This is a genomic window from Rhodococcus sp. NPDC056743 (assembly GCF_042790355.1).
Taxonomy (GTDB): domain Bacteria; phylum Actinomycetota; class Actinomycetes; order Mycobacteriales; family Mycobacteriaceae; genus Rhodococcus_F.
This window is the reverse complement of record NZ_JBHTZI010000011.1, coordinates 183,429-199,060: the sequence shown is the minus strand read 5'-3', so window position 1 is coordinate 199,060 and position 15,632 is coordinate 183,429. Positions and strand designations below refer to the sequence as shown.

At 61.0% G+C, this 15,632-nt stretch carries 18 protein-coding genes; 10 read left to right on the top strand and 8 right to left on the bottom strand.

Annotated features, from left to right (window positions below; genetic code table 11):
- Window positions 1–65 precede the first annotated feature (65 nt).
- Together ACFRFQ_RS25275 and ACFRFQ_RS25270 are read right to left on the bottom strand one after the other, a co-directional pair.
- The gene (locus ACFRFQ_RS25275; RefSeq protein ID WP_378663830.1) at window positions 66–1,223 is read right to left on the bottom strand and encodes an acyl-CoA dehydrogenase family protein; all 1,158 of its coding nucleotides are present in this window, start codon (window positions 1,221–1,223) and stop codon (window positions 66–68) included.
- 177 nt (window positions 1,224–1,400) lie between these two features.
- Window positions 1,401–1,586 (bottom strand): hypothetical protein, encoded by a 186-nt coding sequence (locus tag ACFRFQ_RS25270; RefSeq protein WP_378663828.1) that lies wholly within the window; start codon window positions 1,584–1,586, stop codon window positions 1,401–1,403.
- A 565-nt stretch (window positions 1,587–2,151) separates the two neighbouring features.
- Here ACFRFQ_RS25270 and ACFRFQ_RS25265 point away from each other — a divergent pair.
- Together ACFRFQ_RS25265 and ACFRFQ_RS25260 are read left to right on the top strand one after the other, a co-directional pair.
- The gene (locus ACFRFQ_RS25265) at window positions 2,152–2,898 is read left to right on the top strand and encodes a CoA transferase subunit A (protein WP_378664176.1); all 747 of its coding nucleotides are present in this window, start codon (window positions 2,152–2,154) and stop codon (window positions 2,896–2,898) included.
- Window positions 2,895–3,542, top strand: a complete 648-nt coding sequence (locus tag ACFRFQ_RS25260) for a CoA transferase subunit B (RefSeq protein WP_138872168.1) — start codon at window positions 2,895–2,897, stop codon at window positions 3,540–3,542. Before ACFRFQ_RS25265 ends, ACFRFQ_RS25260 begins: the two co-directional genes overlap by 4 nt.
- A gap of 4 nt (window positions 3,543–3,546) precedes the next feature.
- Here the strand turns inward: ACFRFQ_RS25260 and ACFRFQ_RS25255 are convergent, their stop codons facing one another.
- The 4 genes from ACFRFQ_RS25255 to ACFRFQ_RS25240 all read right to left on the bottom strand — a co-directional run bounded on the left by ACFRFQ_RS25255 (window position 3,547) and on the right by ACFRFQ_RS25240 (window position 6,729).
- Complete coding sequence (locus ACFRFQ_RS25255) at window positions 3,547–4,179, bottom strand: alpha-ketoglutarate-dependent dioxygenase AlkB (protein WP_378663826.1); 633 nt, start codon at window positions 4,177–4,179, stop codon at window positions 3,547–3,549.
- A 217-nt stretch (window positions 4,180–4,396) separates the two neighbouring features.
- Window positions 4,397–5,527 carry a HoxN/HupN/NixA family nickel/cobalt transporter gene (locus tag ACFRFQ_RS25250; RefSeq protein ID WP_378663823.1) on the bottom strand — a complete coding sequence of 377 codons (1,131 nt, stop codon included), beginning with the start codon at window positions 5,525–5,527 and terminating at the stop codon, window positions 4,397–4,399.
- A gap of 142 nt (window positions 5,528–5,669) precedes the next feature.
- On the bottom strand, window positions 5,670–5,999 hold the full coding sequence (locus tag ACFRFQ_RS25245) for a branched-chain amino acid transporter permease (protein ID WP_378663820.1): 330 nt from the start codon (window positions 5,997–5,999) through the stop codon (window positions 5,670–5,672).
- Window positions 5,992–6,729: an AzlC family ABC transporter permease gene (locus ACFRFQ_RS25240; protein WP_378663817.1), complete on the bottom strand. Its 738-nt coding sequence runs from the start codon at window positions 6,727–6,729 to the stop codon at window positions 5,992–5,994. The genes ACFRFQ_RS25245 and ACFRFQ_RS25240 overlap by 8 nt, the downstream gene beginning before the upstream one ends.
- Window positions 6,730–6,808: 79 nt before the next feature.
- On the opposite strand from ACFRFQ_RS25240, the gene ACFRFQ_RS25235 reads away from it, so the two are divergent.
- Both ACFRFQ_RS25235 and ACFRFQ_RS25230 read left to right on the top strand, forming a co-directional pair.
- On the top strand, window positions 6,809–7,249 hold the full coding sequence (locus tag ACFRFQ_RS25235; protein WP_378663814.1) for an Lrp/AsnC family transcriptional regulator: 441 nt from the start codon (window positions 6,809–6,811) through the stop codon (window positions 7,247–7,249).
- A gap of 82 nt (window positions 7,250–7,331) precedes the next feature.
- Entirely contained in the window at window positions 7,332–7,757 is a 426-nt protein-coding gene (locus ACFRFQ_RS25230; protein ID WP_378663811.1) for a VOC family protein, read from the top strand.
- On the opposite strand, the gene ACFRFQ_RS25225 is transcribed toward ACFRFQ_RS25230, so the two are convergent.
- Both ACFRFQ_RS25225 and ACFRFQ_RS25220 read right to left on the bottom strand, forming a co-directional pair.
- Window positions 7,754–8,764 (bottom strand): AraC family transcriptional regulator, encoded by a 1,011-nt coding sequence (locus ACFRFQ_RS25225; protein ID WP_378663809.1) that lies wholly within the window; start codon window positions 8,762–8,764, stop codon window positions 7,754–7,756. The genes ACFRFQ_RS25230 and ACFRFQ_RS25225 overlap by 4 nt on opposite strands.
- Window positions 8,761–9,960, bottom strand: a complete 1,200-nt coding sequence (locus tag ACFRFQ_RS25220; protein WP_378663806.1) for a pyridoxal phosphate-dependent aminotransferase — start codon at window positions 9,958–9,960, stop codon at window positions 8,761–8,763. The genes ACFRFQ_RS25225 and ACFRFQ_RS25220 overlap by 4 nt, the downstream gene beginning before the upstream one ends.
- A gap of 133 nt (window positions 9,961–10,093) precedes the next feature.
- Here ACFRFQ_RS25220 and ACFRFQ_RS25215 point away from each other — a divergent pair, with 133 nt between their 5' ends.
- The 6 genes from ACFRFQ_RS25215 to ACFRFQ_RS25190 all read left to right on the top strand — a co-directional run bounded on the left by ACFRFQ_RS25215 (window position 10,094) and on the right by ACFRFQ_RS25190 (window position 15,583).
- Entirely contained in the window at window positions 10,094–10,663 is a 570-nt protein-coding gene (locus ACFRFQ_RS25215; protein ID WP_378663804.1) for a carboxymuconolactone decarboxylase family protein, read from the top strand.
- Window positions 10,664–10,761: 98 nt separating this feature from the next.
- A complete protein-coding gene (locus ACFRFQ_RS25210) occupies window positions 10,762–11,175 on the top strand; it encodes a molybdopterin-binding protein (protein ID WP_138872188.1) in 414 nt (137 codons plus the stop codon).
- Between the two features lie 8 nt (window positions 11,176–11,183).
- Window positions 11,184–11,993: a molybdate ABC transporter substrate-binding protein gene (gene modA, locus ACFRFQ_RS25205; protein ID WP_378663800.1), complete on the top strand. Its 810-nt coding sequence runs from the start codon at window positions 11,184–11,186 to the stop codon at window positions 11,991–11,993.
- On the top strand, window positions 11,990–12,799 hold the full coding sequence (locus tag ACFRFQ_RS25200; protein WP_378663797.1) for an ABC transporter permease: 810 nt from the start codon (window positions 11,990–11,992) through the stop codon (window positions 12,797–12,799). Before modA ends, ACFRFQ_RS25200 begins: the two co-directional genes overlap by 4 nt.
- Entirely contained in the window at window positions 12,796–13,869 is a 1,074-nt protein-coding gene (locus tag ACFRFQ_RS25195) for a sulfate/molybdate ABC transporter ATP-binding protein (RefSeq protein WP_378663794.1), read from the top strand. Before ACFRFQ_RS25200 ends, ACFRFQ_RS25195 begins: the two co-directional genes overlap by 4 nt.
- Window positions 13,870–13,990: 121 nt before the next feature.
- A complete protein-coding gene (locus tag ACFRFQ_RS25190) occupies window positions 13,991–15,583 on the top strand; it encodes an FUSC family protein (protein ID WP_378663791.1) in 1,593 nt (530 codons plus the stop codon).
- The last annotated feature ends 49 nt before the right edge of the window (window positions 15,584–15,632 follow it).

The following is a 15,632-nucleotide window of genomic DNA, read 5'->3' as shown; positions in this document are numbered from 1 at the left end:
CTTGTCCAGTAAGCGAATTAGCTCTTCGTAGAGTTGTTCGTCAGGGCAGGTTCAGCGAGTTCGTGTCACCGGAACCCAGCGGCGATGTCCCGGCCGATGATTTCTTTCATGATCTCGGTAGTCCCGCCGTAGATGGTCTGGATTCTGGAGTCGACGAAGGCGCGGCCGATCGGGTATTCCATCATGTAGCCGTAGCCGCCGTGCAACTGTACGCAGCGGTCGACAATACGCTTCTGAAGTTCCGTCGCCCACCACTTGCTCATCGACGCGTCGACTGCTGTGAGCTCGCCGGCATTCAACGCGATTACTGCACGGTCGATATGTGATTCGGTGACCTCGATTTCCGTGCGCATTTCTGCGAGGGCAAATCGAGTGTTCTGCAGATCTCCGATCGGCTTTCCGAATGCTTTTCGTTCGAATACGTAGTTCTTCGTCCACTCGTAGGCGGCGCGGGCAGCCACGATTGCAGACACCGCGATGGAGATCCGTTCGAGCGGAAGGTTCTCCATCAGGTGCTGGAATCCCTTGCCCTCGGTTCCGAGCAGGTTGTCGGCCGGAACGCGCACGTTCTCGAAGACCAGTTCTGCGGTGTCCTGTGCGGCTAGTCCGACCTTGTGGAGCTTGCGCCCGCGGGTGAATCCGGGAGTGCCGCGTTCGACTGCGATCAGTGAGAAGCCTTTCGACCCCGCCTCCGGGTCGGTCCGGCACACGACGATCACGAAATCGGAGTGAATTCCGTTGGTGATGAACGTCTTCTGGCCATTGATCACCCATCCGTCGGCGTCCCGTACCGCAGACGTTCGAACTCCTTGCAGGTCCGAGCCGGCGCCGGGCTCGGTCATGGCAATGGCTGTGATCACCTCACCGCTGGCCATTCGAGGCAGCCAGCGTGCCTTCTGCTCCTCCGTGCCGAGATGCAGGATGTACGGTATGGCGATGTCGTCGTGCACGCTCAGGCCCGACCCGAACGACGTGGTGCCCGTGCGGGCGATTTCTTCGAAAACGACCTGACGGAACCGGTAGTCGGCAACGCCCGCGCCGCCGAATTCCTCGGGCACGCTGAGGCCGACGAGGCCTGATGCACCGGCGGCGAGCCACACGCCGCGGTCGATCAACCGATCCTCTTCCCACTGCGGGTAGTGAGGTTCGATCTCACGGGCGAGGAACTCACGGACGGTTGCACGGTAGTCCTCGTGGTCGGCTTCGAAGTGCTTACGCTGCATCGGTTTTCTGCCTCAGGCTCGGTGTTCAGGTGGGTCGGGTGTAACGGGGAACCCAGTGGTGTAGGGTGATCGTCTTGTCGCGGAGGGTAATTCGAATACTGTTAGCGTCCCTGTCATAGAGGTGGACGCCTTTCGGTGAAGGCTTGCCTTCAGATCGGCGCAAGCGCGGAAAGTACCTCAGGTGCCGGTGACGACGCGGATGTCGGCATCTGAGTGGGTCTGCTCGATGAGGTTGTCGGCGGCCGTCACCAGCTCGCCGTTGACCGAGTTGAGCGCGCGCGGGCGGCTCAGGGTAAAGATTGCGATGGAGCCTCGGCGCTCGTAGAACGCTGCGGGTTCGGTCGTGCTTGATTCGTCGGCCACGAGGACTCCTTGGAACGGCACTATTTGTCATTTAGCGATCGATAAATAGCTACCACTCGAACGGCGCTCAGGTCAAACTCTTGATCTTCGTGGCACGTGCAAAGAGTCTCACTTCACGTCTGTAGTCAAGGAATTCGTCATGACAACCGTCGAGTCGGGTATCGCGAGCGCACTCGAGGATGAGTTCTGCATATCGCAATTGATCCTCCTGCCGGCAAGAATGCCGTCCATGCCGAAACGCTCGAAGCGATTGCCGACCTATTCTAGGGGACCTGCGGATCCGGAGGTTCGGGTCGTAGTTTCTCACTCGTCGGCCGCTGGACGGCCCGCCCCATGCCTCCGTCGGACGCAGGATGCGCGATCAACGGACGCCACGCTCGGCAAACTGGCGCTGCCTTCGAGTGCGAGCGGGTCAACTGGAACTGCTGGCGGGTGCGGATTTTGCGGCAGGGGTCGGCGCGTTTCGGGACAAGCGTCCGGCGACGGTCGGGCGCTGATCCAAGAATGTTCGCAATGCGTACTGGGGTTCACAATACGCACAGTTCGCGGTAGTGTCATGAGCATGATGGACAAAGTCGTTCCCACTGCAGCCGAGGCCGTCGCGGACGTGCCGGACGGCGTCACGATCGCTGTCGGAGGATTCGGGCTCGTCGGAGTGCCTGAGATCCTCATCAATGCACTGCTCGAGCAGGGCGCAACGTCTCTCGAGACCGTGAGCAACAACTGCGGTACCGACGGATTCGGGCTTGGTGTACTCCTCGAACACGGGCGGATTCGCCGGACGATCAGCTCGTACGTCGGCTCCAACAAGGAGTTCGCCCGCCAGTACCTCGGCGGTGAACTGGAAGTCGAACTCACGCCGCAAGGCACATTGGCCGAGCGCATGCGCGCCGGCGGTGCCGGTATCCCCGCGTTCTTCACTCCGGCTGGTGTCGGTACTCAGGTTGCCGACGGCGGCTTGCCATTGCGCTACGACGGCAGTGGCGGCATCGCAGTTGCCAGCCCGCCCAAGGAAACTCGCGAATTCGACGGTGTCACCTACGTGATGGAACGAGGCATCGTCGCAGACTACGCCCTGGTTCACGCGTGGAAAGGCGACCGGCACGGCAACCTCGTCTACCGCGCCAGCACCCAGAACTTCAACCCGGCCGCGGCAACATCCGGTCGGATCACCATCGCTCAGGTGGAACACCTCGTGGAACCCGGTGAACTCGACCCTGCCGAGATTCACACCCCCGGAATCCACGTTCAGCGAGTTGTCCACGTCGGCCCTGTGACAGTCGGCATCGAGAATCGGACGGTACGAGCATGACTGCAGTGACCCCAACCAAACTCACCCGCGAAGAGATGGCAGCACGGGTAGCGCGCGAGCTCGAGGACGGTCAGTACGTGAACCTCGGCATCGGAATGCCGACGCTGGTTCCGAACTACCTGCCCACCGACATCACCGTCGTATTGCATTCGGAGAACGGCGTTTTGGGAGTCGGGCCGTACCCGACCGAGGAAGAACTCGATCCCGAACTGATCAACGCGGGTAAGGAAACCATCACGGTGCTACCCGGCGCGTCGTTCTTCGACTCGTCCGCGTCGTTCGGCATGATCCGCGGTGGCCAGGTGGACGTTGCTGTCCTCGGAGCCATGCAGGTAAGCGCCACCGGAGACCTCGCGAACTGGATGATTCCCGGCCACATGGTCAAGGGAATGGGTGGCGCGATGGATCTGGTTCACGGCGCCAAGCGCGTCATCGTGATGATGGAGCACGTGTCGAAGAAGGGTGAGCACAAGATCGTCGAAGAATGCTCTCTTCCTCTCACCGGCAAGGGATGCGTGCAGCGAATCATTACCGACATGGCGGTGATCGACGTGACCGCCGACGGTTTGCGTCTGGTCGAAACGGCGCCGGGTGTCAGCGTCGACGACGTTGTTGCCGCAACCGGAGCAAAGCTGCTCGTCTGACAGTTCAGCGGACTCCGCGAGTACGGAATTGCACGCTGATCCGCGGCCCGAGTGCGCGGGCGCTCTTGGGCACAGCGTGCTCCCAGGTCCGTTGGCACGAGCCTCCCATGACCAGGAGATCGCCGTGTCCGAGGTTGAAGCGGATGGACTCCCCGCCGCCGCGGGGACGAAGAAGTAGCGGTCGGGCAGCGCCGAGCGACAAGATGGCTACCATCGTGTCCTCGGTGCGGCTTCGCCCGGTGTCGTCGCCGTGCCACGCGACGCTGTCGCTCCCGTCGCGATAGAAGCACAGCCCGGACGTGGTGAACGGTTCACCGAGTTCGCTGCGATAGTGGCTGCTCAGGGCGTCCTTTGCTTCGACGAGCAGGGGATCCGGCAGTGGCTCGTTCTCGCCAAAGAAACACACCAACCGCGGGACGTCGACCACGCGGTCGTACATCTGGCGTCGCTCCGCACGCCAGGGCACCGAGCTTTCGAGGGTATCGAACACGGCTTCCGATCCGGTGAGCCAAGCGGGCCGATGATCGACCCACGCGCCTGCGGTGAGTTTCCGTCGTTGCAGGGTGTTGTCGAGTTCGGCCAAGGAAACACCCAGGTCGACATTGTCGAACAGTGACGGTTGCATGGCGCTGGACATGAATAACAGACTACACCGAAGCTAGAACATATGTTCGAACTTTTCGAACTCGAGCAATCTCGGGCAATATCTGAAGCACCGTATCGGGGCCGTGAAATTTGGCGGCCCACCTCCCGGCGAGTGACAGCCGGGCGGCAGGCCTGTTGCGGCTGACCCCTCGCTCCGAAATCTCTGCCGCAATCCGTCAATACCCCGGAAGGCTGCTCCCGAAACACGACTAATTTGCTTCCTGTCCCGCTGCTGCGGCGGATTGCGCCTGCCATCGCTCTTCGACGTGCCCCAGCTTCCACACGGCAATCGCAACGAGCCACGTGATCACAAACAGTCCGACGATGATGAAGCCCATCGCACCCCAGTCCAGGTTGCCGATCGCGCCCAGGATTCCGGTGTGAATATCAAGTTTTTCGGTGAAGATCGAGATGATCTCCTGCACTCCGATGATCAGAGCCACGGCCACCGACAAGCCGGTAATCACCATGTTGTAGTAGATCTTTCGCACCGGCTGCGCAAACGCCCAACCGTAGGCAAAATTCATGAAGGATCCGTCGATGGAGTCGAAGAGGCACATCCCGGCGCAGAACAGAATTGGCAGAACGAGAATTGAATACCACGGCAAGCCCGTCACGGCTGCGCCGCCGGCGATGACGAGAAGGCCGACTTCGGTGACAGTGTCGAAACCCAGGCCGAAGAGTAATCCGACGGGGTACATGTGCCATGGCTTGCGGACCGTTTTCATGACCGGTCCCAGAATCTTGTTCAATGCCCCGCGGCTGTCGAGTTCCTTCTCGAGTTGTTTCTCGTCGAACGTTCCCGCTTTGTATTTCGTGTAGACCCGGTGAATTCCGATGAGGGACACGAGATTCAGGAGGCCGATCAAGATCAGGAATGTGCCCGACACGGTGGTTCCGAACAGTCCGGCCCATTTCCCCAGATCGGAGTTCTCGTCGGACAGGCTGGACGCCAGCCGTCGCACACCCAAGGCGAGCAGAGTGACCATGACAAACACGATGGTCGAATGGCCGAGGGAGAACCAAAACCCCACGGACATGGGCTTTTTGCCATCGGCAACAAGTTTGCGTGTGGTGTTGTCGATAGCGGCGATGTGGTCGGCGTCGAAGGCGTGCCGCATTCCGAGCGTGTAGGCGGTCACACCCAGTCCGACACCGAAAACACTGCCCTCGACGGCATAGTGCCCGGGAACGACGAGGCCGAACAGCACTGCCCAACCGACCACGTTGAGCACGACGACCGTGGCCGTCATTCCGATGATGCTGCGTCGTTGGGGGCGGTCGAGGCTGGTCCACGCTGCGACGAGTTTGTTTCCGGTCGAGGTTGTATCCGTCGTCATCGAACGTCACCGATTTCGTGTCGAGGGTCGGCGTGCCACCGTCATACAAAAATCGTATAAGTGTTCAACTGTTCAGATAAGGGCATTTCGGTTACAAGTTGCCCATCCGCGAGTAAAGGCGCTTTGCTGCCGGATGGGAAAGTCAGGCGAAGATCGTGTTCATCAGCGCGACGTACATCGCGGTCCCGACGACGATGCTCAGCACTGCGTTCTTTCGCCACAGGTGGATTGCGGCGGTAGCCGAGACGGCGATCAGTTCGGGTATGCCGTGCGACGGTCCGATGACGGAAACGTTCTTCAGCGAGTACATCACGAGGATCGACATGACTCCCGCCGGCATGTAGATTCCGAGATACGCGATGAGAGCCGATGAGCGCAGCGGCTTCAGGACGGCAAAGGGTATGGCGCGCAACGCAAAGGTGACGACGGCCATGATGGCGACGGCGCTGAAGATATACGTGGTGTCAGGCATCTGCTGCGGCCTTTCGGGACGTGGCCAAGTATCGGACGATCAGGAACGTGACAAATCCGCCCATCGCGATCGGTAGAACATGATCGGGTGCAATGAGGCGCGCCACCAGTGCGCAGGTAACTGCTGCTGCCGGCACGGCATAGCCGCTCTGTGCCCGCATCGCTTCGATCGACAGGACGACGAACAGGGCTGTCAGCGCAAAGTCCATTCCGACGATCGAATCGGGAATCCATTGTCCCGCAGTAGCTCCGAGGATCGCGCCGCCAACCCAGTAGCCGTGCAGGAACAGTTGTGAGAATACGATGACGCGACCGGAGAGGGCTTTGGGGTCGGTGGTGACCGACATGGCATACGCCTCGTCGGTGAGGGCAAACATGCTGTAGAAGCGCGCAAACGGATTCCGCACCTTGTTCAGCGGAAAACTCAACGCGTAAAAGACGTGTCGAAAGTTGACCAGCAACGCAGTGAGTGCGACGTAAGGCAGGGGAGTCATCGCGGCCACCATGCCGACGGCAATGAACTCCAGCGATCCGGCATAGATCAGTGAGGTGAAAACCAGTGCCCACCAAGGGTTCAGGCCTTGTTGTACGACAAGTACCCCGAGGGCGATGCCGAGCGGTAAGAGTCCGATGCCCACCGGCAGTGACAAGGCAAAGGCGCGTCGCCACGCTGGGCTCCGGTTCGCGGCATCGACGGCAGGTGCGTCCGCTGATGTTGAAGATTCGATCACCACAGAAATGTAGTACAAAGTGGGTGGTCGACGATTGCCCAGAATGCGCAGAATTCAGACTTTGCGCAATAATATCCGCATGGATGCCATGGATGACGCAATTTTATTCCACCTCCGTCAGGACTCCAGTCTGACCAACACCGAATTGGCGGATCTGGTGGGCCTGACGCCGTCGCCGTGCCTGCGCCGGGTCAAGAAACTCGAGGCCGACGGAGTCATCATCGGTTACCGGGCAATTGTCAGCCCCGAAGCACTCGACCGCGGATTTCAGGTGATCGTGACCGCCGAGATCGGCGTCAACGACCAGGCGACCATCGAGGACTTCGAATCACGCGTCGCAGCTTTCGACGAAGTGATCGAATGTCGACGGCTCTTCGGGATCCCCGACTACTTCATCCGCGTCGCAGTCAAGGATCTCGCGACCTACGAACAATTCATGGCCACCAAACTCAGCGGCCTCCCCGCTGTGTCACGGGTGACCTCGCTCATCACGATGAAAACCATCAAGAGTGTGGACTGAGGTCGGTGGCCTCGCACCGGAAGGATGGGGTTGGCGCACACAGCACCTGATCTTTGTCGGTGCCTGGCGTTAGCGTCGGAACATGGGATACGAATTTCAAGTCACCGTGGACTCCGCGCAACCGCATGAACAGGCAAAATGGTGGGCCGCCGCGCTCGGATGGGCTGTCGAGCCGAGCGACGAGGATTTCATCAGAGGGCTCGTCGCCGCTGGTCACGCGCAAGAATCCGACACCACCACTTTTGAGGGCGTACTTGTCTGGAGGGAAGGTGCGGCCATCAGCGATCCGGAACATCCGGAGCGCCCGCGTGTTCTGTTTCAGCTCGTGCCTGAGAAGAAAGCGGTGAAAAACCGACTTCACCTGGATATCCGAGTGGGTGACAACCGTGAGGACGTAGCCGCTCATCTCGAGACGGTCGGTGCGACGATACTTCACCGAGGGCAGCAAGGCCCGAGCGTGTGGATCACGATGTCCGACCCGGAGGGCAACGAATTCTGTGTCAGCTAGCGATACGAACTGGGAGTATCTCCGGTCCAGCGTTTGAACGCCCGGCGGAACGCGCTGGGCTCGGAGAACCCGAGGCGAGCCGACAGAACGTCGACCGATTCGCCCCGGCCCAGACCGGCGATCGCGACGTCGCGTAGCACTTCTTCACGCAACTGATTCAGTGACGTGCCCTCGCGGCGAAGCAACCTTCGCAGGTGCGGCACGCTGATCGAGAGCATTTCGGCAATCTCTTCCGCTGTCGAGGTGCGTCCCTTCACCCCCAGCTCCACAACTCGGCGTACCTGTGCTGATGCCGTGCTGTCGTAATCGCGCTCGGACATCAGCTGAATAGGCGACGTGCGCAGGTACTCCTCGAGGGTTTCCTCGGTCTGGATGATCGGTGCGCGCATAGCGGAATTATCGAAATCCAAAGCGGCGCAGGATGCATCGAAGGTGACCGGGATGCCGAAGATGTAATCGTAATCTTGAGCCAACCGCGCATCCGGTGGTGGGTACGGCAACTCGACGGCCCGCAGCTTGACTCGCTTGCCGATCAACCAGGCGGCAAATCGGTGCAGGAGTATCAAGACGAAGTCGGTGGTGACACGCGCTGCGATACCGGGTTCGGCGACTCCGTCCCGAGGCTGAACGGAGAAACTGATACGAGTGTTGTCTTCGCCCGCCTCTATCGACAACGGAGCCAAACCCGGCAGTGCCCGGATGACGTCGGCCATCCGTGCGAAGGCGCTTCCGAGGTCGGGGCAGTGAATCAATGTCAGGCAGATCAGGCGAAAGGTGCCGCGGGGGACCGGGGAGCGGCCGAGACCGAACAATTCGTCGTTCGTGATCTGCCAGGTGGTTTGGATGAAGGTAGTTACCTGAGCGGGGGTGAGCCGCGCCCGGGGGTCCGCCAGCGTAGTGAGATCGATTCCTGCTGCGCGCAGGGCGCTCGACAAGTCCACATTGTTGTCCGGTGAGAACAAGAGATAACGGTGAACAAATGCAGTGGGGATGGTGCGAGCATTCATGGGTGAGCTGCTCCTTGGAGCCCCTGGAGCCCCTGCAGACGCTTCGCTGCTTCGGCAAGTACATGGTCCTGTTTGCAGAATGCAAACCGCACCAAGTGTTTCCAGTTGTCACGGTTGTCGGCGAATACGTCGACGGGCACGGCTGCAACACCGATCCGTTCCGGCAACGCGCGGCAGAAATCTCCGGCATCAGATTCACCCAGTGGCCGGATGTCCGCGAGTAGAAAGTAGGTGCCGCCGCCCGAATGCACGTGCAGTCCCGCGTCGGTCAACGCGTCGGCGAGCACATCTCGCTTGGACTGCAGGCTTGATCGCAGATCCGTGACCCACGCTTGCTCGTTGGTCAGTGCGTACGCAACGGCCGGTTGGAACGGCGCGCCGGCCACGAACGACATGAATTGTTTGGCCGCGCGCACACCGTCGATGAGCTCGCGCGGACCGATCGCCCAGCCGGTCTTCCAGCCGGTGACATTGAAAGTCTTTGCGGCGCTGGACACTGTGACGGTGCGTTCGCGCATTCCGGGCAGCGATGCCATCGGGGTATGGGTGCGGCCGTCGAAGACCAAGTGCTCGTAGACCTCGTCGCTCAGCACGATCAGGTCGCGCTCACACGCAATGTCTGCGAGTGCACGCAATTCGGTATCGGTGAACACCGTCCCGGTGGGATTGTGTGGACTGTTGACCACCAACATCTTTGTTTTGGGGGTGATCGCTGCCTTCACTGCGTCGAGGTCGACAATAAATTTGTCACCGGATGGGACCAACGGGACGGTACGACGGATCGCGCCGGCCAGCGCAACAGAAGCCGCGTACGAGTCGTAATACGGCTCGATGAGTACAACTTCCTCGCCTGGTTCGACCAAACCCAGAATTGCAGCACTGATCGCTTCGGTGGCGCCGACGGTGACGAGCACTTCGGAATCGGGATCGAAATCCAAGCCGTACCGGGCCGCGCGGTCGGCAGCAACGGCCTGGCGCAGAACCGGCATACCCGGACCAGGTGGATATTGGTTGACTCCATCGGCAATGGCTTGGCGCGCAACCTCGAGCATTGCGGCGGGTCCGTCGGTGTCTGGGAACCCTTGGCCGAGATTGACGGCGCCATGAAGAGTTGCCAGTGCTGTCATCTCGGCGAAGATCGTGGACGCAAAGGGCTGCAGCCGCGAAACGGTGCGATTGCGGGGCGTCGAAGGCATCTTTGCAGCTTAGTCGGCGGTAGTTGCATCTTCGCATTGCTGTCAGGGCTCGGTTCAGCACGTTTAGAACCCAGCATTCGTTCCACTCTGTAAGTGGCGCCGATTGTGGTGCCACAGACTTACGGAGGTTGCCATGACCCGCATACCCGCAGTGGCGCCCGGTGATGCCGGACCACTGATCAAAGTGGCGTACAAGTTCGCGGCCCGGCAGTTCGACGAGGTCCCAGAACCGTTTGCCGTGCTCGCGAACCACAGGAAGCTGTTTCTCGCGGCTGCCCGACATGAAATGGCAGTACAGAAAGCGTCGAAGGTACTGCCGGTGAGCGTCCGGGAATTGGCCGTCTACCGGGTTGCCTCTACCGTCGGCTGTTCGTGGTGCGTCGACTTCGGCACGATGCTCGCGCGTCTGGACGGCCTTGACGTCGAGCGTTTGAAAGCGATTGAGCATTATCGGGATTCGCCGCTCTACAGCGAGGACGAGCGAGCAGCCATTGCGTACGCAGACGCGATGACAGGTTCCCCGCACGGTGTCACCGACGAGCAGGTCGCGGATCTCGAAACTCGGTTCGGTCGGGCCGGCGTGGTGGAGCTGACCTATCAGATCGGGCTCGAGAACATGAGATCCCGAATGTATTCCGCGTTGGGGATTACCGAGCAGGGTTTCAGTACCGATTCCTGCCGAGTTCCGTGGGCGGAGGACTGAACGTGTAATTCCGCAAGAGCGGACAATTTGATCTATTTTTAACGCATCTGCGGGCCTTTTGGCTTGTTTGGTACTGCTATGAGCCTTACGATCACGAGGTGCCCAACATACGAATACGCGAGGCGGCCGGACTGCTCGGTGTCAGTGACGACACTGTGCGTCGGTGGATCGACAGCGGTCAACTGAGTGCCGCGGCCGACGATTCGGGGCGCAAGGTGATCGACGGAGCCGAGTTGGCCGCGTTTGCGCGATCCAACGCGGCTCCTGCGCCCACGGACCCGCTCAGTACCGGCACATCGGCCCGCAATCGGTTTGCCGGCCTCGTGACCAAAGTTGTCACCGACACGGTGATGGCCCAGGTCGAATTGCAATGCGGGCCGTTCACGGTGGTCTCGCTGATGAGCGCAGAAGCGGTCCGGGAGTTGGGGCTCGAAGTCGGCAGCATCGCAGCAGCAGTCGTCAAAGCCACCACCGTGATTGTGGAAACCCCGTCAACGCCCAAAACTCAGTAAGGAAAACAGTGAAGAAAGCTCTCGGAATTGTTGCCGCAGGATTTCTCTCGCTTGCCTTGGCAAGCGGATGCAGTAGCTCGGACAGTTCGTCATCCTCGACGTCGTCAACATCTACGGCGCCTGCGAGCACCTCGGCAAGCGTGACCGGTGACATCACAGTCTTTGCGGCGGCCTCGCTGAAGAACACCTTCACCGAACTCGGCAAGGAGTTCGAAACCGAGAACCCCGGAACTACAGTAACTTTCAGTTTTGCCGGTTCGTCAGATCTGGTTGCGCAGATTATCCAGGGCGCTCCCGCGGACGTGTTCGCGTCGGCAGATGCGGCAAACATGAAGAAGGCGACCGATGCGGGAGTGGTAGCAGGTACGCCCTCCGACTTCGCGAGCAATACCCTCACGATCGTGGTGCCGCCAGGAAACCCGAAGGGAATCACCTCGTTCGCCGATGTGAACAAGGAGGGAACACAATTGGTGATCTGTGCCCCCCAGGTTCCGTGCGGGGCGGCGACGAAGAAGGTGGAAGAATCCACCGGTCAAACTTTGACGCCGGTCAGTGAGGAATCGTCGGTGACCGACGTGCTGAACAAGGTCACTTCCGGTCAGGCAGATGCCGGCATCGTGTACGTCACCGACGCGAAGTCCGCGGGTGACAAGGTTGAGACCGTTGCCTTCCCCGAAGCTACAGCGGTCGTCAACCTGTACCAGATTGCAGCACTGAAGGATTCGAAGAACTCTGCGGTCGCCACCAAATTCGTCGATCTCGTGAGCGGGCCGAAGGGTCTGGCTGTTCTGACAACTGCAGGATTTGCCGCTCCGTGATTCGAATCAGACCGGCAGTCCGCGCTCCGCTCGGGCTGCCGGTATGGATTTATCTCCCTGCCGTAATCGGCGGGGCCTTCGTGATAGTTCCACTGCTGGCGATGCTTCAGACAGTGCAGTGGTCGCAGTTCTGGCAACTCGTGACGTCGGAGTCGTCGGTTGCGGCTTTGAAGCTCAGCCTGAAGACCGCGGCGATGAGCACCATGCTCTGCATACTCTTCGGTGTACCGATGGCTGTGGTGCTGGCGCGCAGCAGCTTCCGTGGATTATCGGTACTGCGGTCCCTGATTCTGCTGCCGCTCGTTCTGCCTCCGGTGGTGGGCGGAATCGCGCTGCTCTACACATTCGGCCGTAAAGGACTGATCGGGGAACAGTTGGAGGTGCTCGGAATTCAGATCGCCTTCTCCACGACCGCAGTTGTTCTGGCACAAACGTTTGTCGCATTGCCGTTTCTGGTGGTCAGTCTCGAAGGTGCGCTGCGAACGGCAGGCACTCGGTACGAGGCGGTGGCATCAACGCTCGGAGCCAGGCCGACCACAGTGCTACGACGCGTCACACTTCCCCTGGTGCTTCCCGGTCTGGTCTCGGGAGCGGTACTTGCCTTTGCGCGCGCGTTGGGGGAGTTCGGTGCGACACTGACGTTTGCCGGCAGTCTGCAAGGAGTCACGCGCACCCTACCGTTGGAGATCTACCTGCAACGTGAGAGCGATCCGGATGCTGCCGTGGCCCTTTCACTGGTTTTGATCGTTGTTGCCGTGGTCATCGTTGTTGCCGTCCGTGGACGTGGATCGGCGGGATCATTGTGAGCGGCTTGCACGTGGATGTCGAAATCCCCGAACGGGACGTGATCGCGTCGTTCGACGTTGCAGCCGGTGAGGTGACGGCAATACTCGGGCCGAACGGCGCCGGAAAATCGACAGTGCTGGCTGCTGTTGCGGGACTGCATCATCCGCACCGCGCGCGGATCGAACTCAATTCACGGGTGCTGACCGATACCGATGCCGGAGTCTTCTTGTCTCCGCACAAACGCGGGACGGTCTTGCTCGCCCAGGATGCGCTGCTCTTTCCCCACCTGAGCGCTGCGGACAACGTCGCGTTCGCACCGCGCAGTGCCGGGCGATCCCGGCGTGAATCCGCGGAGTCGGCCCGTCACTGGCTCGGTGCCGTCGACGCCGGCGAGTTGGCGGATCGGAAACCGTCGCAACTGTCCGGGGGACAGGCACAACGCGTCGCCGTCGCACGTGCACTGGCAGCCGAACCTGAATTACTTCTCCTCGACGAACCGATGTCGGCGCTCGACGTATCGTCGGCCCCGGCCCTGCGATCCTTGCTGCGACGAGTGCTGCGAACCGGTAACCGCACCGCCGTTCTGGTGACTCACGACGCGCTTGACGCCTTGGCCCTCGCGGATACCGTCGTGGTGATGGACGGTGGACGTGTTGTCGAACGCGGAGATGTCCGTACGGTGCTGACGCGTCCTCGCAGTACGTTTGCCGCCAGGATTGCCGGAATGAATCTGCGCAGTGGCACCATGTTCGACGTTGATTCGATCCGAACTCCCGGTGGCACCGCCATAGCCGGCCTTGCCGAAGTGACTGTGCCAGTGGGTAGCCCGGCGGTCGCGATGTTCGAACCCAGTGCAGTGTCTGTCTATCTCCAACCGCCGCACGGGAGCCCGCGCAACACTTTCGAGGTCACCGTCGCCGAGATCGAGAATCGAGGCTCGACGGTTCGGGTGCGAGCCGAGGACAACGAGGGACAGCCGGGACTGTCGGCCGACATCACGACTGCGGCGGCGGCAGAGCTGGATCTCGTTCCAGGCTCGATGGTGACCTTCGTTGTCAAGGCGACAGAGACGCTGATCTACGCTCAATGACGTCTCACACGTAATTCGGCTCGAAGGATGGGTAGTGAACCCCGAAAACGCATCACCAGGGGAGTCTGCCGTTGTACCAGCTCCACGGCCCGCCCGGAGTGTGTTGTTCGGATTACCGCCCGTGGGAAACCGATTCCCCGGAGCCGTGCGGGTGGCACTCGCCCTGGCGATTCCGGCGACCGTCGCCACGCTCCTCGGATACGGTTCCGCGTCACTTCTGGTCGGCCTGGGTGCCTTCGCTTCGATCTACGGCGAGGGCCGGCCGTACCGGAGTCGGTGGAAAGCCGTCGGCATTGCCGCGCTGGCCTTGACGGTTCTCTCGTTCATCGGAGCATCGGTGGGAGAACCGATCCACCGAGCGATTTCCGAGGGAGCGCCCGAGACTCTCCTGATCCTCGTCATTCTGGTCATGGCGGTGGTGGTGTCGACCTGTGCGTTCACGGTGGACGCGTTGCGATTGGGGCCACCGGGAGCGTTCTTCCTGTTGCTGACCACCGAGATCAGTTCGGTCATCGCCACTCCGGGACAACCACCGGCAGAGATTGCTGTGTGGACGGCAATAGGCGGCGCGAGCGCACTACTCGTATCCATGACGGGGATCCTGTGGGCGCCGAGAGCGGTGGAACAAGCTGCTGTTGCGGCGGCAGTGTCGGCTGTCGACGAATACGTAGCAGTGACAGATCAAGCAAACCGTCACGCTGCCGCGCTGAGACTGCAGGACGCCTGGCAATGCCTGTACCGCGGAAAGATTGTCGGCACCGAGCATCCGCTCACCCGTGAGTTGCAACGCGCGCAGATGCGGATGGCGCGAGCCCTTTCCGACGATCACGATCCGGAGTTGATGTCGGACGCGGCATTCGACGTCGACGAGATCGGTGTGTATCCGCCATTGCCGAATCCGACGATTCGGTACAGATTTCTGCGGGCGTGTAACCCGTCCAGTCGAGCAACGATCACTGCAATCCGATTGCTTCTGGCCTGCACCGCAGCGGGAAGCCTGACGGTACTTCTCGGAATCGACCGACCGGACTGGGCGGTGATTGCCGCAGCGATGGTTCTTCACCAGGGACCGGATCGAATTCTGGGAACCTATCGGGGTATTCACCGGATCGGCGGGACCGTTCTCGGATTGCTGGTACTCGGCGTGGTGTATCTGTGGGGTCCGACCGGCCTTGCCATGGTGGCCGTACTTGCCGTGCTGCAGTTGGGGATCGAACTGTTTCTAGTGCGCAACTATGGCGTCGCGGTCATCTTCATCACACCGATGGCGATTCTTCTGGGCGCTGCAGGCGGCGCGCACGGCACCGTGGCGCACCTGGTCCTGAGCCGAATGCTCGAAACAGCAGTCGGTGTTGTTGTCGCACTGATCGTGCTGTGGACGGTGGGTCGCCAAGCGCATCGCCGAACACTGGAGTGGGTCGACGGGCGTGCGGCGCATCTGCTCGGTGTGCTGCTCAACGACATTCGGTCGGCACAGCGCGGGCCGAGTGCGGAACTGTGCCGCGATCTGGAGTTCGAACTACGCGGAGCCACGATGGCAGGAATCGATGCAGCGCACAACGAACCGGACTGGGCAACACAGAGGTGGGCGGCGCACACCGAGTTGCATCACCTCGGATCCGATGTGCTGCAACGATTGTCATTCGGCACTTCGGTGTCGCGCTCGCACCTCGAGGATTGGGAACGACGCTTCGCGGCGTGCCGGCCGAGCTGACTCAGCAGCGGTGCACGTGCCCCGTCTCGGTGGTGTTCAGACATTAAAC